Annotated in this window: 14 protein-coding genes and 2 tRNA genes; 9 read left to right on the forward strand and 7 right to left on the reverse strand. The window is 41.1% G+C overall.

Going from position 1 to position 21,836, the window contains the following annotated elements:
• Positions 1 to 21 precede the first annotated feature (21 nt).
• Complete coding sequence (locus KIH23_RS08605; RefSeq protein ID WP_213213072.1) at positions 22 to 3,618, forward strand: FG-GAP-like repeat-containing protein; 3,597 nt, start codon at positions 22 to 24, stop codon at positions 3,616 to 3,618.
• Between the two features lie 32 nt (positions 3,619 to 3,650).
• Positions 3,651 to 4,529, forward strand: coding sequence for an ACP S-malonyltransferase (fabD, locus tag KIH23_RS08610; protein WP_213213073.1), 879 nt, complete (start codon positions 3,651 to 3,653; stop codon positions 4,527 to 4,529).
• Between the two features lie 137 nt (positions 4,530 to 4,666).
• Here fabD and galE read toward each other — a convergent pair whose 3' ends face one another.
• Positions 4,667 to 5,680, reverse strand: a complete 1,014-nt coding sequence (galE, locus tag KIH23_RS08615; protein ID WP_213213074.1) for a UDP-glucose 4-epimerase GalE — start codon at positions 5,678 to 5,680, stop codon at positions 4,667 to 4,669.
• Positions 5,681 to 5,927: 247 nt separating this feature from the next.
• Positions 5,928 to 7,058: a DegT/DnrJ/EryC1/StrS family aminotransferase gene (locus KIH23_RS08620; protein WP_213213075.1), complete on the reverse strand. Its 1,131-nt coding sequence runs from the start codon at positions 7,056 to 7,058 to the stop codon at positions 5,928 to 5,930.
• Positions 7,059 to 7,156: 98 nt separating this feature from the next.
• Here KIH23_RS08620 and KIH23_RS08625 point away from each other — a divergent pair, with 98 nt between their 5' ends.
• The 3 genes from KIH23_RS08625 to KIH23_RS08635 all read left to right on the forward strand — a co-directional run bounded on the left by KIH23_RS08625 (position 7,157) and on the right by KIH23_RS08635 (position 11,073).
• Entirely contained in the window at positions 7,157 to 8,395 is a 1,239-nt protein-coding gene (locus KIH23_RS08625) for a 3-deoxy-D-manno-octulosonic acid transferase (RefSeq protein ID WP_213213076.1), read from the forward strand.
• A gap of 31 nt (positions 8,396 to 8,426) precedes the next feature.
• Entirely contained in the window at positions 8,427 to 10,622 is a 2,196-nt protein-coding gene (locus tag KIH23_RS08630; protein ID WP_213213077.1) for a S46 family peptidase, read from the forward strand.
• Between the two features lie 223 nt (positions 10,623 to 10,845).
• On the forward strand, positions 10,846 to 11,073 hold the full coding sequence (locus tag KIH23_RS08635) for a hypothetical protein (protein WP_213213078.1): 228 nt from the start codon (positions 10,846 to 10,848) through the stop codon (positions 11,071 to 11,073).
• Between the two features lie 114 nt (positions 11,074 to 11,187).
• Here the strand turns inward: KIH23_RS08635 and KIH23_RS08640 are convergent.
• The 3 genes from KIH23_RS08640 to mutS all read right to left on the reverse strand — a co-directional run bounded on the left by KIH23_RS08640 (position 11,188) and on the right by mutS (position 14,062).
• Positions 11,188 to 11,273 (reverse strand) — tRNA-Leu (locus KIH23_RS08640).
• A gap of 7 nt (positions 11,274 to 11,280) precedes the next feature.
• A tRNA-Gly gene (locus KIH23_RS08645) sits at positions 11,281 to 11,356 on the reverse strand.
• 135 nt (positions 11,357 to 11,491) lie between these two features.
• Complete coding sequence (mutS, locus tag KIH23_RS08650) at positions 11,492 to 14,062, reverse strand: DNA mismatch repair protein MutS (RefSeq protein WP_249684865.1); 2,571 nt, start codon at positions 14,060 to 14,062, stop codon at positions 11,492 to 11,494.
• 198 nt (positions 14,063 to 14,260) lie between these two features.
• On the opposite strand from mutS, the gene KIH23_RS08655 reads away from it, so the two are divergent.
• Together KIH23_RS08655 and KIH23_RS08660 are read left to right on the forward strand one after the other, a co-directional pair.
• The gene (locus tag KIH23_RS08655; RefSeq protein ID WP_213213080.1) at positions 14,261 to 14,737 is read left to right on the forward strand and encodes a DUF1573 domain-containing protein; all 477 of its coding nucleotides are present in this window, start codon (positions 14,261 to 14,263) and stop codon (positions 14,735 to 14,737) included.
• A gap of 70 nt (positions 14,738 to 14,807) precedes the next feature.
• The gene (locus tag KIH23_RS08660) at positions 14,808 to 15,356 is read left to right on the forward strand and encodes an RNA methyltransferase (protein ID WP_213213081.1); all 549 of its coding nucleotides are present in this window, start codon (positions 14,808 to 14,810) and stop codon (positions 15,354 to 15,356) included.
• On the opposite strand, the gene folK is transcribed toward KIH23_RS08660, so the two are convergent.
• Positions 15,332 to 16,471, reverse strand: coding sequence for a 2-amino-4-hydroxy-6-hydroxymethyldihydropteridine diphosphokinase (gene folK, locus KIH23_RS08665; protein ID WP_213213082.1), 1,140 nt, complete (start codon positions 16,469 to 16,471; stop codon positions 15,332 to 15,334). The two genes, KIH23_RS08660 and folK, sit on opposite strands and share 25 nt — an antisense overlap.
• 126 nt (positions 16,472 to 16,597) lie before the next feature.
• Here folK and sppA point away from each other — a divergent pair, with 126 nt between their 5' ends.
• Positions 16,598 to 18,361 (forward strand): signal peptide peptidase SppA, encoded by a 1,764-nt coding sequence (sppA, locus tag KIH23_RS08670; RefSeq protein WP_213213083.1) that lies wholly within the window; start codon positions 16,598 to 16,600, stop codon positions 18,359 to 18,361.
• Positions 18,362 to 18,405: 44 nt separating this feature from the next.
• On the forward strand, positions 18,406 to 20,988 hold the full coding sequence (locus tag KIH23_RS08675; protein ID WP_213213084.1) for an AsmA-like C-terminal region-containing protein: 2,583 nt from the start codon (positions 18,406 to 18,408) through the stop codon (positions 20,986 to 20,988).
• 32 nt (positions 20,989 to 21,020) lie between these two features.
• Here KIH23_RS08675 and KIH23_RS08680 read toward each other — a convergent pair whose 3' ends face one another.
• Entirely contained in the window at positions 21,021 to 21,815 is a 795-nt protein-coding gene (locus tag KIH23_RS08680) for a DUF2797 domain-containing protein (RefSeq protein WP_213213085.1), read from the reverse strand.
• Between the last annotated feature and the right edge of the window lie 21 nt (positions 21,816 to 21,836).

The following is a 21,836-nucleotide window of genomic DNA, read 5'->3' on the forward strand; positions in this document are numbered from 1 at the left end:
TTGTTCAAAAAAAGACGCACAATGCAAAAATATATACTAGGGGCTTTATGCTTGTTTTTTTATCAATCAATACACGCTCAAGGTTACGAGCCTCGGGTTGTGATTGATGATTCCTTTGGGATGACTCGGCCCAATGAAACGCAAATTGCCGATGTTGACCATGATGGCTTTTTGGATATCATTGCGGCCGGAAATGACAAAATAGCTTGGTTCAAAAGCAGCAACGGAACCGGCAATTATACCCGAGGCAAAATAGTAAACGACAATTTTTCAAGTTATACTGATTTGGCCACCGGCGATATTGACAATGACGGCGATATAGACATAGCGTTTTCTTGCTGGGGCAACAACATCCAAAACTTTTATTGGTGTAAAAACACTGACGGACAAGGCAACTTTGGAACGCCGACTTTATTGGTTTCAGGCGGATTGTTTTCAAACAATAAAATACAAATTGTTGATGTAGATGCCGATAATGATTTGGACATTATGATTTCAAGCATAACTTATTTGTCTTTTTTTGAAAACACCACCGGCACCGGTACCTTTACAGAGCGATTGATTGCGGGCTCGCACACAAGCTCAGCCACGAGCGTGTCAAAATTTGTAGCCCGAAACGTTGATAGTGAACCCCGAGCCGAAATCATTACGGTGGTGAACGGCGTTTTGAATTGTTATAAAATTAATCCGAACTATACTGTTAGCTTGGTTGATTCTATTACCTCAAATGCTTTTTCAGACACTTATGAAGTGGTTGACCTCAACAATGACGGTTTTCAGGATATTGTAACTTCCTATTCAAACGGGAATACCAAAAAACTACAATGGTTTAAAAACTTGACCGGCGCGGGTGTTTTCGGGACGGCACAAAACATGGTCAACATGCCGTCAAACGCCTCAACCAACGGCAACGGCAACGACGAGAAAAGGGTCATTGCCCTTGCTGATTTAGACAACGACAACAAGCCCGACATTGTGCACATTGATTCAAATATTGCCAGTGCCCATTGGTACAAGAATATGGGCAACGGGGTTTTTAGCATGCAGCAATTGTTGATCACTACCCAACAAAACATACGCGATGTAAAAATCATTGATGCCAACCAAGACGGATTTAACGATATCTTGTTAACGGTGCGCGGCGAGGACAAAATTGTGTGGTATAAAAACACCAACGGAGCCGGAACTTTCGGCACTGAAAACCCCATTACCTACATTTGTTATGTGCCCAACAGTGTTGATTATGGCGATATTGATCACGATGGTGATTATGACCTGGTTTCGTCATCAGGCTCTGACGGCAAATTGGCCTGGTATAAAAACACCGACGGCCTGGGTGGTTTTTCAGAGCCACAGCAGGTAATTGTTCGCAATTTGGCCTCGGCCGGCAATGCACAATTGGGCGATATCGACAACGATGGCGATTTGGATGTTGTGGCCACTTCTTGGTATCAGAATTCAGGTAACTTCAGCACGATTGTTTGGTATAAAAACAGCGATGGACAAGGTACTTTTAACAACCCACAAGTGGTGGTTTCAAATACTGAGCAAATCCTCAAAATAAAATTAACCGATATTGACCAAGACCAAGACTTGGACATTGTTTGTGGTTCATACAACAACATACTCACCTTGTATAAAAACAACGGAAACGGAACCTTTGCCGCTCCGGTGGTTTTTTCAACCCTAACCAACAATATGTATTTGCTGGATTTGGTGGTTGCAGACTTGGATAATGACAACGACTCAGATGTATTGGTGAGTTTTAACAACAACGAAATTGCTTGGTACGAAAACACCGATGGTTTAGGGAATCTCACCACCAAGCGTGTAATTGTACCGTCGATGTTTTACCCGATGAGTCTTTTTGCCGCCGATATTGATGGCGATAATTTAAAAGAGGTGATTTTTTGCAACCGCAACCAGAATAAAATAGGATATTTTAAAAACTTGGGCTCGGGTAACTTTGCAGCGCTTACCTTGATAACGGTTAGCGGATTGTTTCATCCGGCCATTTGTATGGCACAAGACCTAGACCAAGATGGTGATCAAGACCTGATTTTTGACAATGAAACCGGCTCTAAATTATTTTATCTGCTCAATGATGGTTTGGGTAATTTTTCTGCACCGGTAGATATTTATACTTCGAGCTACAATACTTCGTACAATCAGAATATCCGCAGTTTAAAATCGGTTGATTTGAATGCCGATGGAAAATTAGATATGATTTTGGCAGACATCAACGAAAATAAAATTGTTTGGCTCAAAAACCTGGGGCCCCTTGAGAATAGAATAGTCGGAAATATAAAAATAGACGCCAACAACAACGGCTGTGATGCACAAGACAATCCTGTGCCGAATGCTTTGGTTACCACCCAAAGTGGCGCTGTAACCTTTTCAACTTTTTCAGATGCTCAGGGCAATTATGAATTATCGGCCGGTGTAGGTCAATGTGTAACCTCGGTGGTTTCACCTGAAGCGAATTACACAGCGAATCCCGACTCGTACACGACTGACTTTACTTTAAACAACCAAACTGAAAATGCCAATTTTTGCCTGCAACCCACTGCCCTTTTCAATGATCTAAGGGTTATTGTTTATCCGATAACCAATGCCAGAGCAGGTTTTGTGAGCAAATACAAAATTGTCATCAAAAATGTGGGAACTGCGGTTGTGTCGGGCGATGTAACCTTTAGCTATAACTTTTCAAAATTTGATTACATCAGCTCATCAACAAGCGTAACAACACAAACCAACAACAGCCTAACCTATACATTGGCCAATTTACCGGCTTTTGCATCACAAGAAATTGAGGTTTGGTTTCAGGTAAAAACGATTCCGAGTGTTAGCATCGGTGAAAGTGTTGTGTTTACCTGTACTATTGACGATGTAGCTGATGTGCAGCCAAACGACAATCAATTTGTATTGCACCAAACCATTTTGAATGCTTATGACCCCAATGATATTCGCGTGCTTGAAGGTAGCCAAGTATTGATTGACCATGCCGATGAGTATTTACACTATATTATTCGTTTTCAAAATACCGGAAACAGTTTTGCCCAAAGGGTCAACATTTTAAATCAGCTTGATGAAAAGCTTGATTGGAATTCAATACAATTAGAATCGTTTAGCCATGACAATAGGGTTGAAATCAAAGACGGCAACCTAGTGAATTTTATTTTTGATGCGATTTATTTGCCCAATGCCGCTGATGATTACAACGGTTCGCAAGGCTATATCAGTTATAAGATAAAACCAAAGAGCAATGTTGTGGTTGGCGATGTAATCAACAATCAGGCTTCGATTATTTTTGATTACAATCCGGCCATCAACACCAATACAGAGCAAACCGAATTTGTGGGCTTGTTGTCAAATGCAGACCACGCAAACCAACTGAATCAGGTTCGTATATCGCCCAATCCTGTGCAAGATTGGTTGATGATCAACGGCCAAGCGTCGTCTTACCAAGTAGCGGTTTATTCGCAAATCGGGCAATTAGTGGCGCAAGGAGAATATCGCGATAAAATAGATCTAAGCTTTTTAAATACGGGCATATACATCATAAAAATAACCGACAACTACCAAAACACCATTTGCCAAAAGATTATAAAACTGTAACCAAATAATTGACAACTATTATAAAGCGCACTATGAAAGCATACGTTTTTCCGGGTCAAGGAGCCCAATTTACCGGAATGGGTAAAGATTTATATGAAACCTCGCCATTGGCTAAAGAAATGTTTGAAAAAGCCAATGAAATATTGGGTTTTCGCATTACCGATATTATGTTTGAAGGCACAGCCGAAGAGCTCAAAGAAACCAAAGTAACCCAACCGGCCGTGTTTTTACACTCAGTGATTTTGGCCAAAACTTTAGACATTCAACCTGATATGGTAGCGGGTCACTCTTTGGGTGAGTTCTCAGCTTTGGTGGCCAACGGAGCGCTCTCGTTTGAAGACGGATTAAAATTGGTATCGCAACGTGCGATGGCCATGCAGAAAGCTTGTGAGATTACCCCGAGCACCATGGCTGCGGTTTTGAATTTAGACGACAAAATAGTGGAAGACATTTGCGCCTCTATTGACGGTGTGGTGGTGGCTGCCAATTACAACTGCCCGGGCCAATTGGTGATTTCCGGCGAATACAAAGCCGTAGAAGCCGCCTGTGAAAAACTCAAAGAAGCCGGTGCCAAACGCGCCTTGATTTTGCCTGTGGGCGGAGCTTTTCACTCACCGATGATGGAACCCGCGCGTGAAGAACTCGCAGCCGCCATTGAAGCTACTACTTTTAATACACCTAGCTGTCCGGTATATCAAAACGTTACGGCTAGTGCGGTTTCTGATGCGGCTGAGATCAAAAAGAATTTGATTATTCAATTGACTGCTCCGGTGAGATGGACCCAATCAGTACAGCAAATGATTCAAGACGGAGCAACGAGTTTTACTGAAGTTGGCCCAGGAAAAGTTTTGGTAGGTTTGATCAATAAAATTGACAAAGAAGCTCAGACCATTTCGGCATCTTTAAATTAGAATTGTAAGATTTTAAGACTATAGGACGATAAGACTATATCTGATAAAATATGTAATAAAAAAATCCCGAACATCAATTCGGGATTTTTTTATTACAATCTTGCGGTCTTACTGTCTTAAAATCGTACAGTCAAGTTTTAAGATCTTATCTTCTGTTCCCATTTCCAGGCATAGGTCAAAGCATCTTCAAGGGTTGATTGCGCTTTCCAGCCCAATACCTGATTGGCTTTATCGGTGCTGGCATAAGCCGAGATGATATCGCCTTCGCGACGGCCTACAATTTTATACGGTAATTTTTGTCCGCTGACTTTTTCAAATGTTTGAATCACTTCAAGTACTGAGCTTCCGGTGCCGGTGCCTAAGTTGAATACTTCAACTTTTTCAAGATTCTTTTGGGCCAACAATCTTTGCAAGGCTACCACGTGTGCTTTGGCCAAATCAACTACATGGATGTAGTCGCGAATGCAGGTTCCGTCAGGCGTTGGGTAATCATCGCCATAAACTGATAATTGTTCGCGCAAGCCAATACCGGTTTGGGTAATATACGGAATGAGGTTTTGCGGAACACCAATAGGCAATTCTCCAATATGCGCCGTTGGATGGGCTCCGATTGGGTTGAAATATCGCAACAGAATTGAGTTGATGTTGCTTACCTTGCAAACCTCGTTGATGATTTCCTCGCCAATTTGTTTGGTATTACCGTAGGGAGAAACCGCCGGTTTTACCGAAGCGTCTTCGGTAATAGGCATTTTGTCGGCCTCGCCATATACGGTACAAGACGAGCTAAAAATAAAATGCGCTTCGGGCTTTTGCTGTAATTCTTGCAAAATATACACCAAGGTGTTGATGTTGTTTTCATAGTACAACAAAGGATTCTCAACACTTTCGCCTACGGCTTTTGAAGCGGCAAAATGAATGACTCCTGAGATGTCTGCATGTCTTTTGAAAAAATCTTGAACGGCCGGTTTGTCGCGCAAATCCATTTTTTCAAAAATTGGGGTTTTACCTGTAATGGCTACGATTCCTTTTAATACGTCTTGAGATGAGTTGGATAGGTTGTCAATAATCACCACCTCAAAACCTTCATTTTGAAGCTCGACTACGGTGTGAGAACCAATAAAACCTAATCCTCCGGTTACTAATACTTTCATTTTGTTCTGTTTTGTTGTTGATGTTGGATGCCCTAGCCCTGATCATTTAGCTTCGCTCAGTTCGGCCTTGCCTCGAGTGATATTAAGAGGAGGAAGTCCGGTGGACTTCAGGTACTGTCCCTTTTTTGATTTGAATTAAAATATTAAACTTTACGAAAAGCTCTAGCCCTGATAGTAGTGGAAATCCTTTTGCGGCGGTGTTCGCCGTGAAAGATTGCAACGGATAGCAGGTTCTTGGCTTCTAAAATTATTTCAAAAATTCAAGTACGCTGTCGGTAATGAATTTGATTTGTTCGTCGTCAAGTTCGGTGTGCATAGGCAATGAAATGACTTCTTGAACCAATTGGTTGGTCACCGGAAAATCGGCTTCATGGTAGCGCGCATCGAGATAGGCTTTTTGGCTGTGCAACGGAATCGGGTAATAAATGGCACACGGAATGCCTTTGTCAAGCAAATGCTTCATCAAGCCATCGCGGTTGGCGTTGACAATGCGCAAAGTATATTGGTGAAATACGTGGCAATCGCATTGCTCGCAAATGGTTGGCGCAATAATGTTGGGGTGCCCGCCCAAAGCTGCCGTATATTTACGAGCGGCTGTTTGACGCGCTTGGTTGTAGGTGTCTAAAAGCGGTAATTTGGCATTGAGCACTGCGGCCTGAATACTGTCCAAACGCGAGTTGACACCCACTACATCGTGGTGGTAACGCACATACATGCCGTGGTTGACAATGCCTCTGAGCGTGTGCGCGAGGTCATCATCGTTGGTAAAAATAGCACCGCCATCGCCATAGCAACCAAGGTTTTTAGACGGAAAGAACGAAGTGGCCCCTACGTGACCAATGGTTCCGGCTTTCTTTTTGGTTCCGTCTGAAAATTTACAGTTGGCACCAATGGCTTGTGCGTTGTCTTCAATGACGTATAAATTGTGCTCACGGGCGATTTGCATGATGGCTTCCATATTGGCCGCGCGTCCAAACAAATGCACCGGTACGATGGCTTTGGTTTTGGGGGTGATGGCTTTTTTGATGGCCTCAATCGAGATGTTCATATTGACCATATCTACATCAACCAAAACCGGTGTGAGTTGCAACAGCGCAATGACTTCAACGGTAGCGGCAAAGGTAAAATCAGCCGTGATGACTTCATCGCCGGGCTGTAACCCCAGACCCATCATGGCGATTTGCAAAGCATCGGTTCCGTTGGCACACGGAATGACGTGTTTGACCCCGAGGTAATCTTCAAGGTTTTTCTGAAAACTGTGCACTTGCGGTCCGTTGATGTATGCAGTGTTATCTAAAACTTCTTGAATAGAAGCATTGACGGTAGTAGCAATTTTATCGTATTGACTTTTGAGGTCAACCATTTGAATTTTTTTCATTTGGGCGTGAATTTTATCGGGACAAAATTAGCAATTTAATGAAGTAAACCATAAAAATTCTATAAAGTGATGTATTTTAGCGACACAATTCACAGCTGATGTTTGTACTGTATAATTTGGTGGTTTTCTTGGCAGATTTTGCCCTGCATTTTCTGGCTATGCTGAGCCCTAAAATGAAGTTGTTTGTGGCCGGCAGAAAAGACGTTTTTGAAAAACTCTCAGCGGCCATCAAGCCCACCGATCGGACGCTTTGGTTTCATGCCGCCTCCTTGGGCGAATACGAACAAGGTTTGCCGGTGATGGAGCAGATGCGCGTAAAATTTCCGAATCATAAAATTATTTTGACTTTTTTTTCGCCTTCAGGTTATGAGGTTCGAAAAAACAATACTATGGCCGATGTGACTTTGTATTTGCCTTTGGATTCAGCATCAAACGCACAACGATTTATAAGTTTGGCGCATCCGGAATTGGTGTTTTTTATTAAATATGAATACTGGCCGAACTATTTAAAAGAGCTCCAAAGACAAAACATCAGAACGTTTTTGATTTCGGGTATTTTTAGAGAAAACCAATTGTTCTTTAAATGGTATGGCGGGTTTTACCGAAACGCTTTGGCCAGCTTTGAGCATTTTTTTGTACAGAATACTACTTCAGAAAAACTTTTGCATCGTCTGGGGAAAACCAATGTAAGCTTGTCGGGCGATACGCGTTTTGATCGTGTAGCAGCTATTTTAGAAAAAGACAATCATTTGCCTTTTATTGACGAATTTAAAAACAATACGCTGACCTTAGTAGTGGGCAGCAGCTGGCCCAAAGATGAAGAAATACTCGTGGATTTTATCAATCATACCTCCGAAAAAGTAAAATTCATCATTGCGCCGCACAACATCAAGGCCGAACAAATTGATGCGTTGCAAAAGGCCATCACTAAAAAGACGGTGTTGTTTTCAGAAAAAGAAAATACAACTCTTGCAGACAAAGATGTTTTTATTATTGACACCATAGGCATTTTGACCAAAATATACAGTGCCGGCGACGTGGCTTATGTGGGTGGCGGCTTTGGAAATCCGGGGGTACACAATGTTTTAGAACCGGCTACTTTTGGCCTTCCGATTTTGATTGGCCCGAATTACAGTCATTTTGCCGAGGCTACAGAACTCGTGGCGCGTGGCGGATGCTTGCCCATTGAAAACACAGATCAACTCAAAGAACTGCTTGAAAAATTAATTCAAGACAAAAACTACCGACGCGCTGTAGGACAAATTTGCGCTAGCTTTGTACAGCAAAATACCGGAGCCACGCGTAACATTTTAAGCTATTTTGACACTCAAAACTGATTCAAACATAATTCAAACTAAACCATCACTCATGAAATTTTTAAGATTACTTCTTATTCTTTTTATCGTTCCTGTGCAAGCACAACAAGGCGGCATGTGGATTCCTTCATTATTAAAAGGAATGAACGAAACCGAAATGAAAAACCTAGGTATGAAAATGTCGGCCGAGGATATTTACAGCGTTAATCACTCGAGTTTAAAAGATGCCGTTCCGCATTTTAACGGAGGTTGTACCTCTGAGGTGATTTCGCCCAAAGGCTTGATCCTAACCAATCACCACTGTGGTTATGATGCCATTCAGAGTCATTCATCGGTAGACCACGATTATTTGACCGATGGTTTTTGGGCTTATAAAATGCAAGACGAATTGCCCAATCAAGATTTAGAGGTGACTTTTATTGTGAAAATTGAAGATGTGACCACAAAAGTTTTAGAGGGAACAGCCGGTTTGTCCTCTGAAGCCGATAAGCAAAAGAAAATACAAGAAAACATAGCCAACCTGAACAAAACTTTGCCGAAAGAAAGTTGGCAAGAAAACAAGATCAGAACGTTTTATGAGGGCAACCAGTATATGTTGTTTGTGACTGAAACCTATAAAGATGTTCGTTTGGTAGGCGCTCCGCCATCATCAATTGGTAAATTCGGATCAGACACAGACAATTGGGTGTGGCCACGTCATACGGGGGATTTTTCGTTGTTTAGAATTTATGCCGACAAAAACAACCGCCCGGCAGCCTATTCAAAAGACAATGTACCGTATGTGCCGAAACACTTTTTACCGGTTTCATTAGACGGTGTAGCCGAAGACGATTTTACGATGGTGTTTGGTTATCCGGGCAGAACCAGCGAGTATTTGCCGGCGGTGGCCATAGAGCAAATTGTCAACGAACTCAATCCGGCCAAAATTGAAGTGCGCGACAAAGCACTCAAAGTGCAAGACGGATTTATGCGCAAAGACAATGCGATTAAAATTCAATACGCCTCAAAATATGCAGGCATTGCTAATTACTGGAAAAAATGGATTGGTGAAACGCAAGGTTTGAAAAAATCGAACGCTGTGGCTGTGAAAAAGAAGCAAGAAGCTGAGTTTATGGTCAAAGTAGCCCAAGCGGGCAAACAGGCTGAATACGGAAATTTATTGGCCGATTTTGAAAAGTATTACAAAGAAATAGCTCCGTATAGCTTGAGCCGTGACTATTTTGTTGAAGTGGTTTTGCGCAATACTGATTTGACCAATGTGGCCTATAAAATGTATCAGTTAGAGCAAATACTCAATACCAAAGGCGAGCAAGCTTTTAACGACCGAAAAACGAATCTCATTAATGGTTTGGGTGAATTTTACAAAGATTTTAATGCAGCTGTAGATGAAAAAGTGTTTGAACAACTCATTGATTTATATGCTAAGAAATCGCCTAAAGAGTATTTGCCTGCCGGCTTGTTGAACATCAATGCTAAATCGTTGACCGCTGAAGTATACGGACAATCGGATTTGACCGACTTTAGACGTGTGCAAGAAATGCTCTCAGGCGATTCAAAAACGGTGTTGTCAAAGTTGAATGCCGACCGTGCCTATCAGTTGGTAAAAGAAATGGCTGATCAATATACCAAAGTGGTGGCTCCGAAGTATGAAGAAATCAACCTTAAAATTGGTGCGCTCCAGCGAACCTATATGAAAGGTATTTTAGAACTCAACCCAGGCGCGCGTATTTTTCCGGATGCCAACAGCACCTTGCGTGTGACCTACGGAAAAGTAAAAGGATACGAACCTAAAGATGCAACCATCTACAAACCATTTACTTATTTAGAGGGGGTAATGGAAAAATATGTACCTGGTGATTATGAGTTTGATGTGCCCAAAAAACTTATCGAACTCTACAACAATAAAGATTATGGCCAATATGGTGTAAACGGTAAAATGCCGGTCTGTTTTATCGGAACCAATCACACTACCGGAGGAAATTCAGGAAGCCCGGCCATAGATGCTCAAGGAAACCTGATTGGTTTAAACTTTGACCGCGTTTGGGAAGGCACGATGAGCGACTTATATTATGACCCTGCCATTTGTAGAAACGTCATGGTAGATGCCCGTTATGTTTTGTTCATCATGGACAAGTTTGCAGGGGCCAAAAACCTCATTGACGAGCTCAAAATCGTGCATCCGAAAGGAAACAAGCCGTATTACAAATCAAGATTTAAACACAAAAAGAGAAAAATAAAAAGACAATAGGCATGTTTTGTGATAAATATACAAGTAGTCGGCATGAAATTAAAGACAAAGTTGAATTTATCATTAAAATGCTCATCTTGTAATTTTTGGCACGATACTTGTAAATAAAAACAACGTTGCAATAGATTAAATTTTTAAAAAATTATTCGAAAAAACTTTTGCGTAATAAAAAATTTATATCTTTGCCTCGAATTAATAATTAACCTTTTATAATTTAAGTAAGATGAAAAAAGTATTTTTAAGTTTAGCTGCTATCGCTGCATTGACTGTAGTATCTTGTAAACAAGCTGAAGCTCCTGCTGAAGAAGCTCCTGCAACTGAAGAAGTAGCTCCTGCTGTTGAGGAAGCTCCTGCTGCAACTGATACTGCTGCTGCTGCTGCTGAAGCTGCTCCTGCTGCTGACGCTGCTGCTGCTGAAGCTGCTCCTGCTGCTGAGCCTGCAAAAAAATAATTTAGAGTTTCTCTAAAAGATTTAAAACCACGCAATAGCGTGGTTTTTTTATTGCTTTAATTTTAAAAAAATGCAAGCATAAAAAAAGCCCGTAATTTTCATTACGGGCTTTTGTACTCAGAGCGGGACTTGAACCCGCACGAACATTGCTGTTCACTGGATTTTAAGTCCAGCGTGTCTACCAATTTCACCATCCGAGCAAACACTTGGAGCGAAAAACGGGGCTCGAACCCGCGACCTCGACCTTGGCAAGGTCGCGCTCTACCAACTGAGCTATTTTCGCATTTTTTATTTAAAAGAGCAGCACTACTGTGTAATGCGAGGGCAAATTTAAAACTTAAATTCTATTCTGCAAGCCTTTTGTATAAAAAAATTGCCTGTTTTTTTTAATTGATTGAATACGATTTTGTTAGGTGATTTATTTTTTGGTCAGCAACCTTTTTATTTCATTCAACTTCATCAAAGCCTCAATTGGTGTGAGCTCATTGAGGTCAAGCGAAAGAATCTCGGCTTTGATTTCTTCAAGCAACGGATCGTCTAAATTAAAGAAACTCATTTGCATATCAGCCTCTTTGAGCGCCTTGACATCAACAAATGCATTTTCGGAGTGGTTTTTCTCTAACTTCTTCAAAACCTGTTGTGCTTTTGAAACCACCCACTGTGGAACTCCAGCCATTTTGGCTACATGAATTCCAAAGCTATGAGCACTGCCGCCTTGAACCAATTTGCGGATAAAGACAACGTTATCTTTGAGCTCTTTTACAGCTACGTTGTAATTCTTTATTCTGGGTAGAAACTCAGACATTTCATTCAACTCGTGGTAATGCGTTGCAAAAAGAGTTTTGGGCTTAGCGGGATGCTCATGTAAAAACTCAGCAATGGCCCAAGCAATCGAAATACCGTCATAAGTACTGGTGCCGCGGCCAATTTCATCAAGCAAAACCAAACTTCGCTCAGAAAGATTGTTCAAAATAGAAGCTGTCTCGTTCATTTCAACCATAAAAGTCGACTCGCCCATTGAAATATTATCACTAGCGCCTACTCTGGTAAAAATTTTGTCCACCAGACTCATCCTTACCGAATCAGCAGGAACAAAACTTCCGATTTGAGCCAACAATACAATCAAGGCCGTTTGTCTTAATATAGCCGATTTACCCGACATATTCGGACCGGTAATCATAATGATTTGCTGTTGCTCTCGATCTAAAAAGACATCATTAGCTACATAAGGCGTACCGATGGGCAGTTGTCGTTCAATGACCGGATGACGACCATTTTTAATGTCGAGCGCAAAACCTTCAACAAGCTGGGGACAAACATATTTGTGGTCAATGGCCAATTGTGCAAATGACGCCAAACAATCAAGTTGGGCAATCAGTTGTGCATTGCGCTGAACAGATTTGATGTAAGAGGCCATCCATTGAACCAAAGATTCAAAAAGTGCCGACTCTAGTGCTTGAATTTTTTCTTCAGCACCGAGAATCTTGGCTTCGTATTCTTTGAGTTCCTCGGTTATATAACGCTCGGCATTGACCAAAGTTTGTTTTCGTATCCACTCAGCAGGCACTTTGTCTTTGTGTGTATTGCGCACTTCGATGTAATATCCGAAAACATTGTTGAACGATATTTTAAGCGATGATATTCCGGTTCGTTCTGATTCACGTGTTTCAATGCCCTCGAGAAATTCTTTCCCGGAATGAGATATCATGCGCAACTCATCGAGTTCAGCATGAACACCTGTTGCAATAGCATTGCCTTTGGCTATTGAAACCGGGGCTTCAGGATTGAGTGTTGTTTTTATTTTTTCGCGCAACAATGCACAATCATCGAGTTGTGTTCCTATTTGCTTTACCGAAGTATTGCTGCTTTTTTCAGCCAACTCTTTAATGGGCAAAATTGCATCGAGCGAATCTTTGAGGTAAATAACTTCCCGCGGGCTAACCTTTCCGGCGGCTATCTTTGAAATCAAACGTTCAAGATCAGAGATTTTTTTGATTTGCATTTGCATTTCAGAGAGCACACCCGGGGTATCTTTCAAATAACCCACTACCTGATGTCGCTCTTGGATGGCTGATGTGTTTTTGAGCGGCAAGGCCAACCATCGCTTGAGCAAACGACCACCCATAGGTGAAATCGTTTTGTCAATAACTTGCAAAAGTGTAACGGCATTCGGGTTATAACTGTGGTATAGCTCAAGATTTCTGATGGTAAACCGATCCATCCAAACATAGGCGTCTTCGGCAATGCGTTGTAAATTGCTAATGTGCTGAAGCTTGTTGTGCTGGGTTTCAGACAAATAATACAAAATAGCTCCTGAGGCTATAATTCCATCTGGCAAATCATCAACTCCAAAACCTTTTAATGTATTGGTCTGAAAATGTTTGGTCAACGATTCAAAGGCGTAGTCTTGTTTGTAGACCCAATCTTCAAGATAAAACACATGATGATCATCGGCAAAGTTTTCTTTGAACTGATTTTTGTGAATCTTAGCCACCAATATCTCACTCGGACTAAAATTTTGCAAGAGTTTATCAATATATTCGGCAGTGCCTTGTGCCGTTAAGAACTCACCTGTTGAAACGTCTAAGAACGACACCCCCAACTGCTTTTTTCCGAAATATATCGAGGCCAAAAAATTATTGGAAGTTGCTTGCAAAACCTCATCATTCATAGAAACACCCGGAGTCACCAACTCAGTAACCCCTCGCTTGACGATGGTTTTGGTCATTTTTGGATCTTCGAGTTGATCACAAATGGCCACACGCAAACCGGCTTTGACCAATTTAGGTAAATAGGTATTGAGTGAATGATGCGGAAAACCGGCTAATGCAGTTTCGGTTTCAGAACCGTTGCCCCGTTTGGTTAGTACAATACCGAGGATTTTGGCAGTACGAATAGCATCTTCACCAAAAGTTTCATAAAAGTCACCAACGCGAAACAACAAACAAGCATCGGGATACTTGCGTTTGATCTCGTTGTATTGCTTCATGAGTGGGGTTTCTTTGACTTCTTTGGCTTTGGTTGTCAAGGGATTTTTGAATTTATATGCTGTTAAAAGAAACAGCGAATTTATCATTTTATAACCGATTTTCTAAGCATGAGTTGTTAAATAATTTAAGAAAGATTTAGGATGTTGTGTTATTTTTTTATATAGATTTGTTGCGTAATTCTTAAATTCAAAAGAACAATGAAAAAAATAGTATTATTAGCTGCATTAGCCATTTTTGGTGTAACTGCTTCTAACGCTCAAGCTAAAAAAACTGCGGCTAAAGCTGCGACCAAAGCTGCAACAGCAAAAGTAGAAACTCCTAAAGTTGAAGGAGCTGGTATGCTTTTCGAAAGCGAAACTATTGACTACGGAACCCTTCCGCACAATGCTGACGGAAAACGTGAGTTTGTATTTGTAAACAACGGAACCAAGCCGCTTATCATTACCAACGCTACGGGTTCATGCGGATGTACTGTTCCTTCTTTTCCGAAAGAACCAATTGCTCCCGGTGCTAAAGCCATTATTGGTGTAAAATATGCTACGGATCGAGTTGGAGCTTTCACCAAAACTGTAACTGTTACTTCAAATGCTGAAGGACAAGCGTCAAAAGTGTTGACCATCAAAGGAACCATCCTTCCTGATGAAACACCGAAAGACACTGCTCCGAAAGGATAATCATTTGAACATTTCATAATAAAAAAAGCTTCCATAACTTTGGGAGCTTTTTTATTTTAAACCTTTTCTGATGCGCAAACTCGAAACCAATGAACTACAACGAAAGTCCGTTGACGATTTTAAACAAGCCGAAAAAACACCACTCATCATCATATTGGACGACATCCGCAGCCTCAACAATATTGGTTCGGTGTTTAGAACCGCCGATGCTTTTTTATTAGAAAAAATCTATCTGTGCGGAATTACAGCAACTCCGCCAAATAAAGAAATACACAAAACAGCCTTGGGCGCAACCGAGACCGTTGCTTGGGAACACACTACAAACGTGGTTGAACTCATTGAAAAATTAAAATCTGAAGGAGTTCAAGTCATGGCCATTGAACAGGTTCAGGGATCGATTATGCTACAAGATTTTAAAACGCAAGCAAATCAAAAATATGCGCTGGTTTTTGGCAACGAAGTTTTTGGGGTCAATCAACAAGCAGTTTCAGCCTGCCACGGAACGATTGAAATTCCGCAATTAGGAACCAAGCATTCGCTCAATATTGCCGTGAGTGCCGGAATAGTGATTTGGGATTTGTTTAAAAAACTACATTATTCCGAAGGCAATCTTCGTTGAATTTCGTCTAAAATAAAAATATAATCTTCTTGATTTTTGACAAAATCGCGATCAGAAACATCAATGGTCAACACATTTAAATCAGTTTGTGTTTTGATGTAATCAAGATAACCTCGGTTGATTTTCTCAAGATATTCTGCCGGAATTTCCTGTTCATAGCTTCGGCCACGCATTTTGATATTCTCGAGCAAACGCTCGGTATTTTGATACAGATAAATGTATAAATCCGGCTTGGGCATTTCTTTGTAGATGATTTCGAATAGTTTTCGATACAAGCGATATTCGTCGTCGGTGAGCGTAACTTTGGCAAAAATAAGCGACTTGAAAATGTGATAATCAGCAACGATAAAATCTTTAAACAGATCAAACTGTGCTAAATCATCGGCTATTTGCTGATAGCGATCGGCCAAAAAAGACATCTCGAGCGGAAACGCATAACGACTTTGATCTTCGTAAAACTTCGGCAAGAAAGGGTTATCGGCAAAACGTTCCAAAACTGTTTTGGCATTGAAATCTTGTGCTATACGGTTGGTCAAAGTGGTTTTTCCGGCGCCTATATTGCCTTCAATAGCAATATAATTGAGCTTATCCAGGGCAATTCTCCCGAGTGGAACGCGCAAACTTTGAATGGGTTTACACTGACTTTTATCTTCAGAAGCTTTGAGCATTTCAGGCAAATATTTTTGCAATATCGGATGACGCCAATCAAGATTCAAATCGCGCATGGGCAGCAACACAAACATACGATCAGCCATGGCCGGGTGTGGCACTTTGAGTTTTTCGGAACTGATAATTTCTTCATCATAAGCAATCATATCAATATCAATCACCCGTGACTGATAGCCCGGAGATTCTGATCGAACTCTGCCAAGTGATTTTTCAATTTCGAGCAGTTTTTCAAGCAATAATTCAGCTGAATGCAACGTATGCACCATGAGTGCGCAATTGTAAAACGCCGGAGCTTCAAAACCCCACGAAGCCGATTCGTACAAACGCGAAACGCGAACCACTGTGGCCGCTTGCGCGTGAATAGCTTCAATGGCTTGAGTGATGTTTTCAAGACGATTGCCTTGATTGCTTCCCAACGATAAAATTACCTGATGCTGCGTAGTCATATTAAGCGCAAATTAAACAAAAGAAATCTAGAATAGCAGTATATTTGCAGCGACTGTTGATAAATTTTATAAGCTCTAGTTTTGTAACAGTTTAGAGCAAATTTGAACTCATTCTGATAAAATTTTATGCGTTTTTTAGGTAATGTACTCGCGACCATAACCGGTCTTTTTATTTTCTGTATCATTTCATTTTTTGGCTTATTGGTTCTGGGCGCTTTGCTTGGCGGAAGTTCTGAAACCGTGTCAACCGAAAGCAACTCGGTTTTGGTTTTAGACCTATCAAAAGTAAATTATGATTATGCAGGCAAATACAACTTTAAAGATTTTGATTATTTTGATGCGCAACACGATGGGCTTATCAATGTGATTCACGCTATTAAAACAGCGGCCAACGACCCGGATATTCAAGGTATTTCAATCTTGAACAATACTTCAAATCTGGGACTGGCTCAGATAAAAGCGGTGCGCAAGGCCTTGGAAGATTTTAAAAAATCAAAAAAGTTTGTTTTGGCTTACAATAACAATTTTTCGCAAAAAGAATATTATTTGAACTCAGTAGCCGATCAAATTTATATGAATCCGGTGGGTGATATGGAGTTCAAAGGTTTGTCAACAGAATTGTTGTTTTTCAAAGATTTTCAAGACAAATATGGCGTTAAGATGGAGGTTATTCGTCACGGAAAATACAAAAGTGCTGTAGAGCCTTTTTTAGAAAACAAAATGAGCGATGCCAACCGAGAGCAGATTACGACCTTGCTCAACTCGGTTTGGAACGAAATGCTTGCTGATATTTCAAAAAGCCGAAAAATACCTGTAGAACAATTGAGCGATATAGCGACACATTTGTCGGCGCGCACCCCGCAAATGGCCAAAGATCAAAAACTCATTGACGCAGTTACCTATGAAGATGTTTATCATGGCCACATCAAAAAATTATTGCACTTATCAGATGACGAAACCTATCATTCGATTAGCGTTTTAGATTATGCGCAAAACTTGGCCAACACGGCCACAACTGAATCGGGTAAAGATAAAATTGCCGTGATTTATGCCCAAGGTGAAATTGGTTCGGGCGAGGGTGATGTTGATATGGTGGGCGAAGGCTCGATGCGTCGCGCTCTTCAAGAAGCCAGAAACGACGAGCAAATTAAAGCTGTGGTGCTCAGAGTAGACTCGCCGGGCGGAAGTGCACTGACCTCTGAACTGATTTGGCGTGAGGTAGAGCTAACCAAGAAAGTAAAACCCGTGGTGGTTTCGATGGGGAATTTGGCAGCCTCAGGCGGATATTATATTGCTTGCGGCGCCAACAAAATCTTTGCTGAAAACAACACCATTACCGGCTCAATCGGTGTGTTTGGCTTATTGCCTAACTTTCATCAGCTTACCAATAACTTAGGAATACATGCCGAACAAGTTGCTACCAATCCTAATGCCAACGAGTACAGCGTATTCTTGCCTTTGGCCGACAACAATCGGTTTTTGGCACAAGAAGGCGTTGAGAAAATTTACAGCACTTTTGTGAATCGTGTAGCAGCCGGACGCAAAATGACTTATGCGCAGGTGGATGCCATCGGTCAAGGGCGTGTTTGGTCAGGCGCCGATGCAATCAAAATTGGTTTGGTAGATCAAATTGGTGGATTGCCCGATGCTGTGGCCTATGCCGCGTCTATATCTAAAACCAAGAACTTCAAGACACTGAATTTACCGGTGTATGAAAAAGACATACACGATTGGCTGGGCAAAATGGGACTTCCGTTTGCCCAAAGCAAGGAAGCATTAGTCAAAGAAACCATTGGAGATGAAGGTTATCGGGTACTAGAACGCATCAGAAAAGCGCAAACCCAAAAAGGGATACAAGCCGCTTTACCTTATGAAATAGAAATTCATTAATCATAAAATTGCTACAAAATCGTTGTTGATATAAACCTCATGTTATGGTCAAGAAAATTCTAAAAATTACCGGAATCACCTTATTGGTATTGTTGCTGTTGCTTGTAGCAGCACCGTTTTTATTTAAGGATCAAATCAAAGCCAAGATTACACAAGCTATTAACGAGCAAGTTGATGCTCAGGTATCGTTTGAAGATGCTGATTTGAGCTTGCTCAAAAGTTTTCCGCAAGCCAACGTAACGATTGACAAATTACTCATCATCAACAAAGCACCTTTTGCAGGCGACACGTTGATATCGATGGGTGAACTCAATTTAAAAATGTCGGTCAAAGAGATATTTAAAGGCGAAAATGAGCCGATGAATATTGAAGCGATTAACACCGAGAACGGCATCATCAATATTTTATTCAACAAAGATGGTCTAGGCAATTTTGACATCGCGCTCAAAGACCAAGACGACAAAGACGACAGCAAAAGCAAACCTTTGGCACTCAAAATCAAAGAATACAAAGTAACCAATTTGCGTTTTAAATATTACGACGAGCGTTCAAAAATAAAAATGATCATTGACAGTTTGAACCATAGCGGAACGGGCGACTTTACCAATTCAAAACTTGATTTGGCAACCAAATCATCAGCCAAGGTTTCGCTTGATATGGACAAAATGAACTATATGAACCGCGTAGCTTTGAATTTGGATGCTGTATTGGGCATTGATTTAGAGCAAAAAAAATATGCCTTCAAACAGAACAAAGCACTCATCAATCAGTTGCCCTTGGAGTTTGACGGATTTATTCAATTACTTGAAAAAGGCCAGCAATACGATTTGACTTTTAAAACACCAACTTCTAGCTTTCAGAACTTTTTAGGTTTGATTCCATCAGCATATGCCAGCAATATCAAAGAAGTAAAAACCACCGGAGACTTTACTGTAGTGGGTTTTGCCAAAGGCATATTGTCAGATACTACAGTGCCAAAATTCAACATTGCCATTGCCTCTAACAATGCCTCGTTTCAGTATCCGAACTTACCTAAATCAGTACAAAATATTGTGATTGACACCAAAATTGTCAACGAAACCGGTTTGCCTAACGATACTTATGTCAACCTCGATCAGCTTTCGTTTAAGATTGATCAAGACGTTTTTAATGCACGAGCCAACATCCGCAATATGGCCGAAAATGCCTTGATTGATGCCACTTTAAAAGGAACCGTCAACTTGGGGAATTTCTCAAAGGCATATCCGGTTAAAGTCAAAGTGCCGCTGAGCGGAATTCTGACAGCTGACATCAACACCAAATTTGATATGAAATCAGTTGAGACAAGCCAATACGATCGCATGCAAAACTCGGGCAAGTTGAGTCTTACCGGATTTAAATATGTGGACGACACCAACAAAACCATGAACATCCACAAGGCTGCGGTGGCGTTTACCAATACGCGTATCAATCTGGAACAGCTTGATTTGACCACCGGAAAAACCGATATGAAATTGAGTGGTGTACTCGAGAATTTCTATGGCTTTATGCTCAAAAAGCAAGAGCTCAAAGGCCATTTTAATTTGCAATCAAATCAGTTTGCCGTGGCTGATTTCATGTCGGCAGAGCCTGCTAAAACCGAAAGCAAAAAACCCGCTCAAGCCGTCAAGATTCCGGCTTATCTGAATTGCTCACTCACGGCCAAAGCCAATACAGTTTTGTATGATAATTTAGCTCTTAAGAACGTTTCGGGCAAACTCATCATCAAAGACCAAATGGTAACTTTAGAAAACATCAAAACCGATATGTTTGGCGGGCAAATTTTGGCCAGCGGTGATGTTTCAACCAAAGAAAAAGTACCAACTTTCAAAATGAACTTAGGATTAAAAGGTGTGAACATTGATCAAACCTTTACCCAACTGGAGATGCTTAAAAAGATTGCGCCCATTGCTGAAGTGATCTCGGGCAAACTCAACTCGAACATTAAAGTGGCCGGTAACCTCAACGCCAAAGAAATGACGCCTGATTTGAATTCACTGAGCGGTGATTTGGGCGGACAACTCATGGCGGCTACGATTAATCCGAGTAATTCGCAAACACTCACCAAACTCAGCGATAACTTTAAGTTTTTAGATTTGAAAAAAATCAACATCAATGATGTCAAAGCTTTGCTGACCTTTCAGAACGGAAAAGTGAACATCAAACCTTTTGATTTGAAATATCAAGATGTAAAAATGAGTATTGGCGGTATGCACGGTTTTGATCAAAGCATGAATTACAACGTCAAGTTGGATGTACCTGCTAAATACTTGAGTTATCTGGGTCCGGATGTCAATAAGTTGATTTCAAAAATATCTCCGACCGACTTGAGTAAATTAGACAATATTCCGATTAATGCTTTGTTGAGCGGTAATTTCAAAAGCCCGAAAATGACCACCGACATGAAAGCCGGAATGACTCAGTTGACCACACAGGTGGTGAAACAACAAAAAGATAAATTGGTCAAACAAGGCACCAATGTGTTGGGAGATATCATCAACAAAAACACCAAGACTGACACGACCAAAACCAAAAGTCAGGCGCCGGTCAAAGAAGACATCAAGAAAAAAGCCGGTGATTTGCTCAACGGTTTGTTCAACAAAAAATAAACAGAAAGCTCGGTGATGATTCCGGGCTTTTTTTATAATTCTATCTGAACTACATAACCTTCAGAACTGCGGACATTAAAAACGGTTCCGTCGTCAAAAATCAAGTACTGACCTTTGATGCCCACAAGCGTTGCAGAAAAATCGGGTGTTTTGTCTAAATTCAAACTATTGACTTTGCTCGGATAGGACAAAACCGGATAAACCAATTGCTGTAGTTCGGATTGGGTTTGCGCCACATACGGCTTTACTTCTTCGGGCAATAAATCTTTTACTTTTTCGCGTTCTGCTACTAAGTCAGGATGAATCACCTCATTGGTGAGCATTTTGCGCCAATTGGTTTTATCAGAAAAATGATTTTTGAGCGCAACTTCGGCAATGCCTGCCAAATAGCGATTGGGCACCTCAACAATGGCGATGGCCTCTTCGGCACCTTGATCAATCCAACGCGTAGGCACTTGGGTTTTGCGCGTCACCCCTACTTTGATTTCACTCGATGCAGCCAAATAAACAATATGTGGTTGTAATTGCACTTTTGATTCATAAGCCAAATCGCGGTCGGCAATGCCTAAATGCGCGGTACTGAGCTCGGGTTTCATGATCCAATCACCTACTTCTGGGCTTGAATAAAAACAGTCGTAACAAAAACCTTGTCTGAAAATGTTCTTTTTCTTGTTGCAATTCAAACACTGATAGCCTTCAAGGTGCAGGTGCATTTTTTTGTTGAGCACTTGGTTGACGTTGAGAAAACCATCGTTAAAAACCATATAATATTGAATCGGATGGGCCAGTTCAGTTGGCATTTTGGTGAGCACTCCGCTGTATCGCATAAGCTGTAAAAGTCTTAGAAA

It is taken from the genome of Flavobacterium sp. CYK-55 (genome assembly GCF_018413465.1).
Lineage (GTDB): Bacteria > Bacteroidota > Bacteroidia > Flavobacteriales > Flavobacteriaceae > Flavobacterium.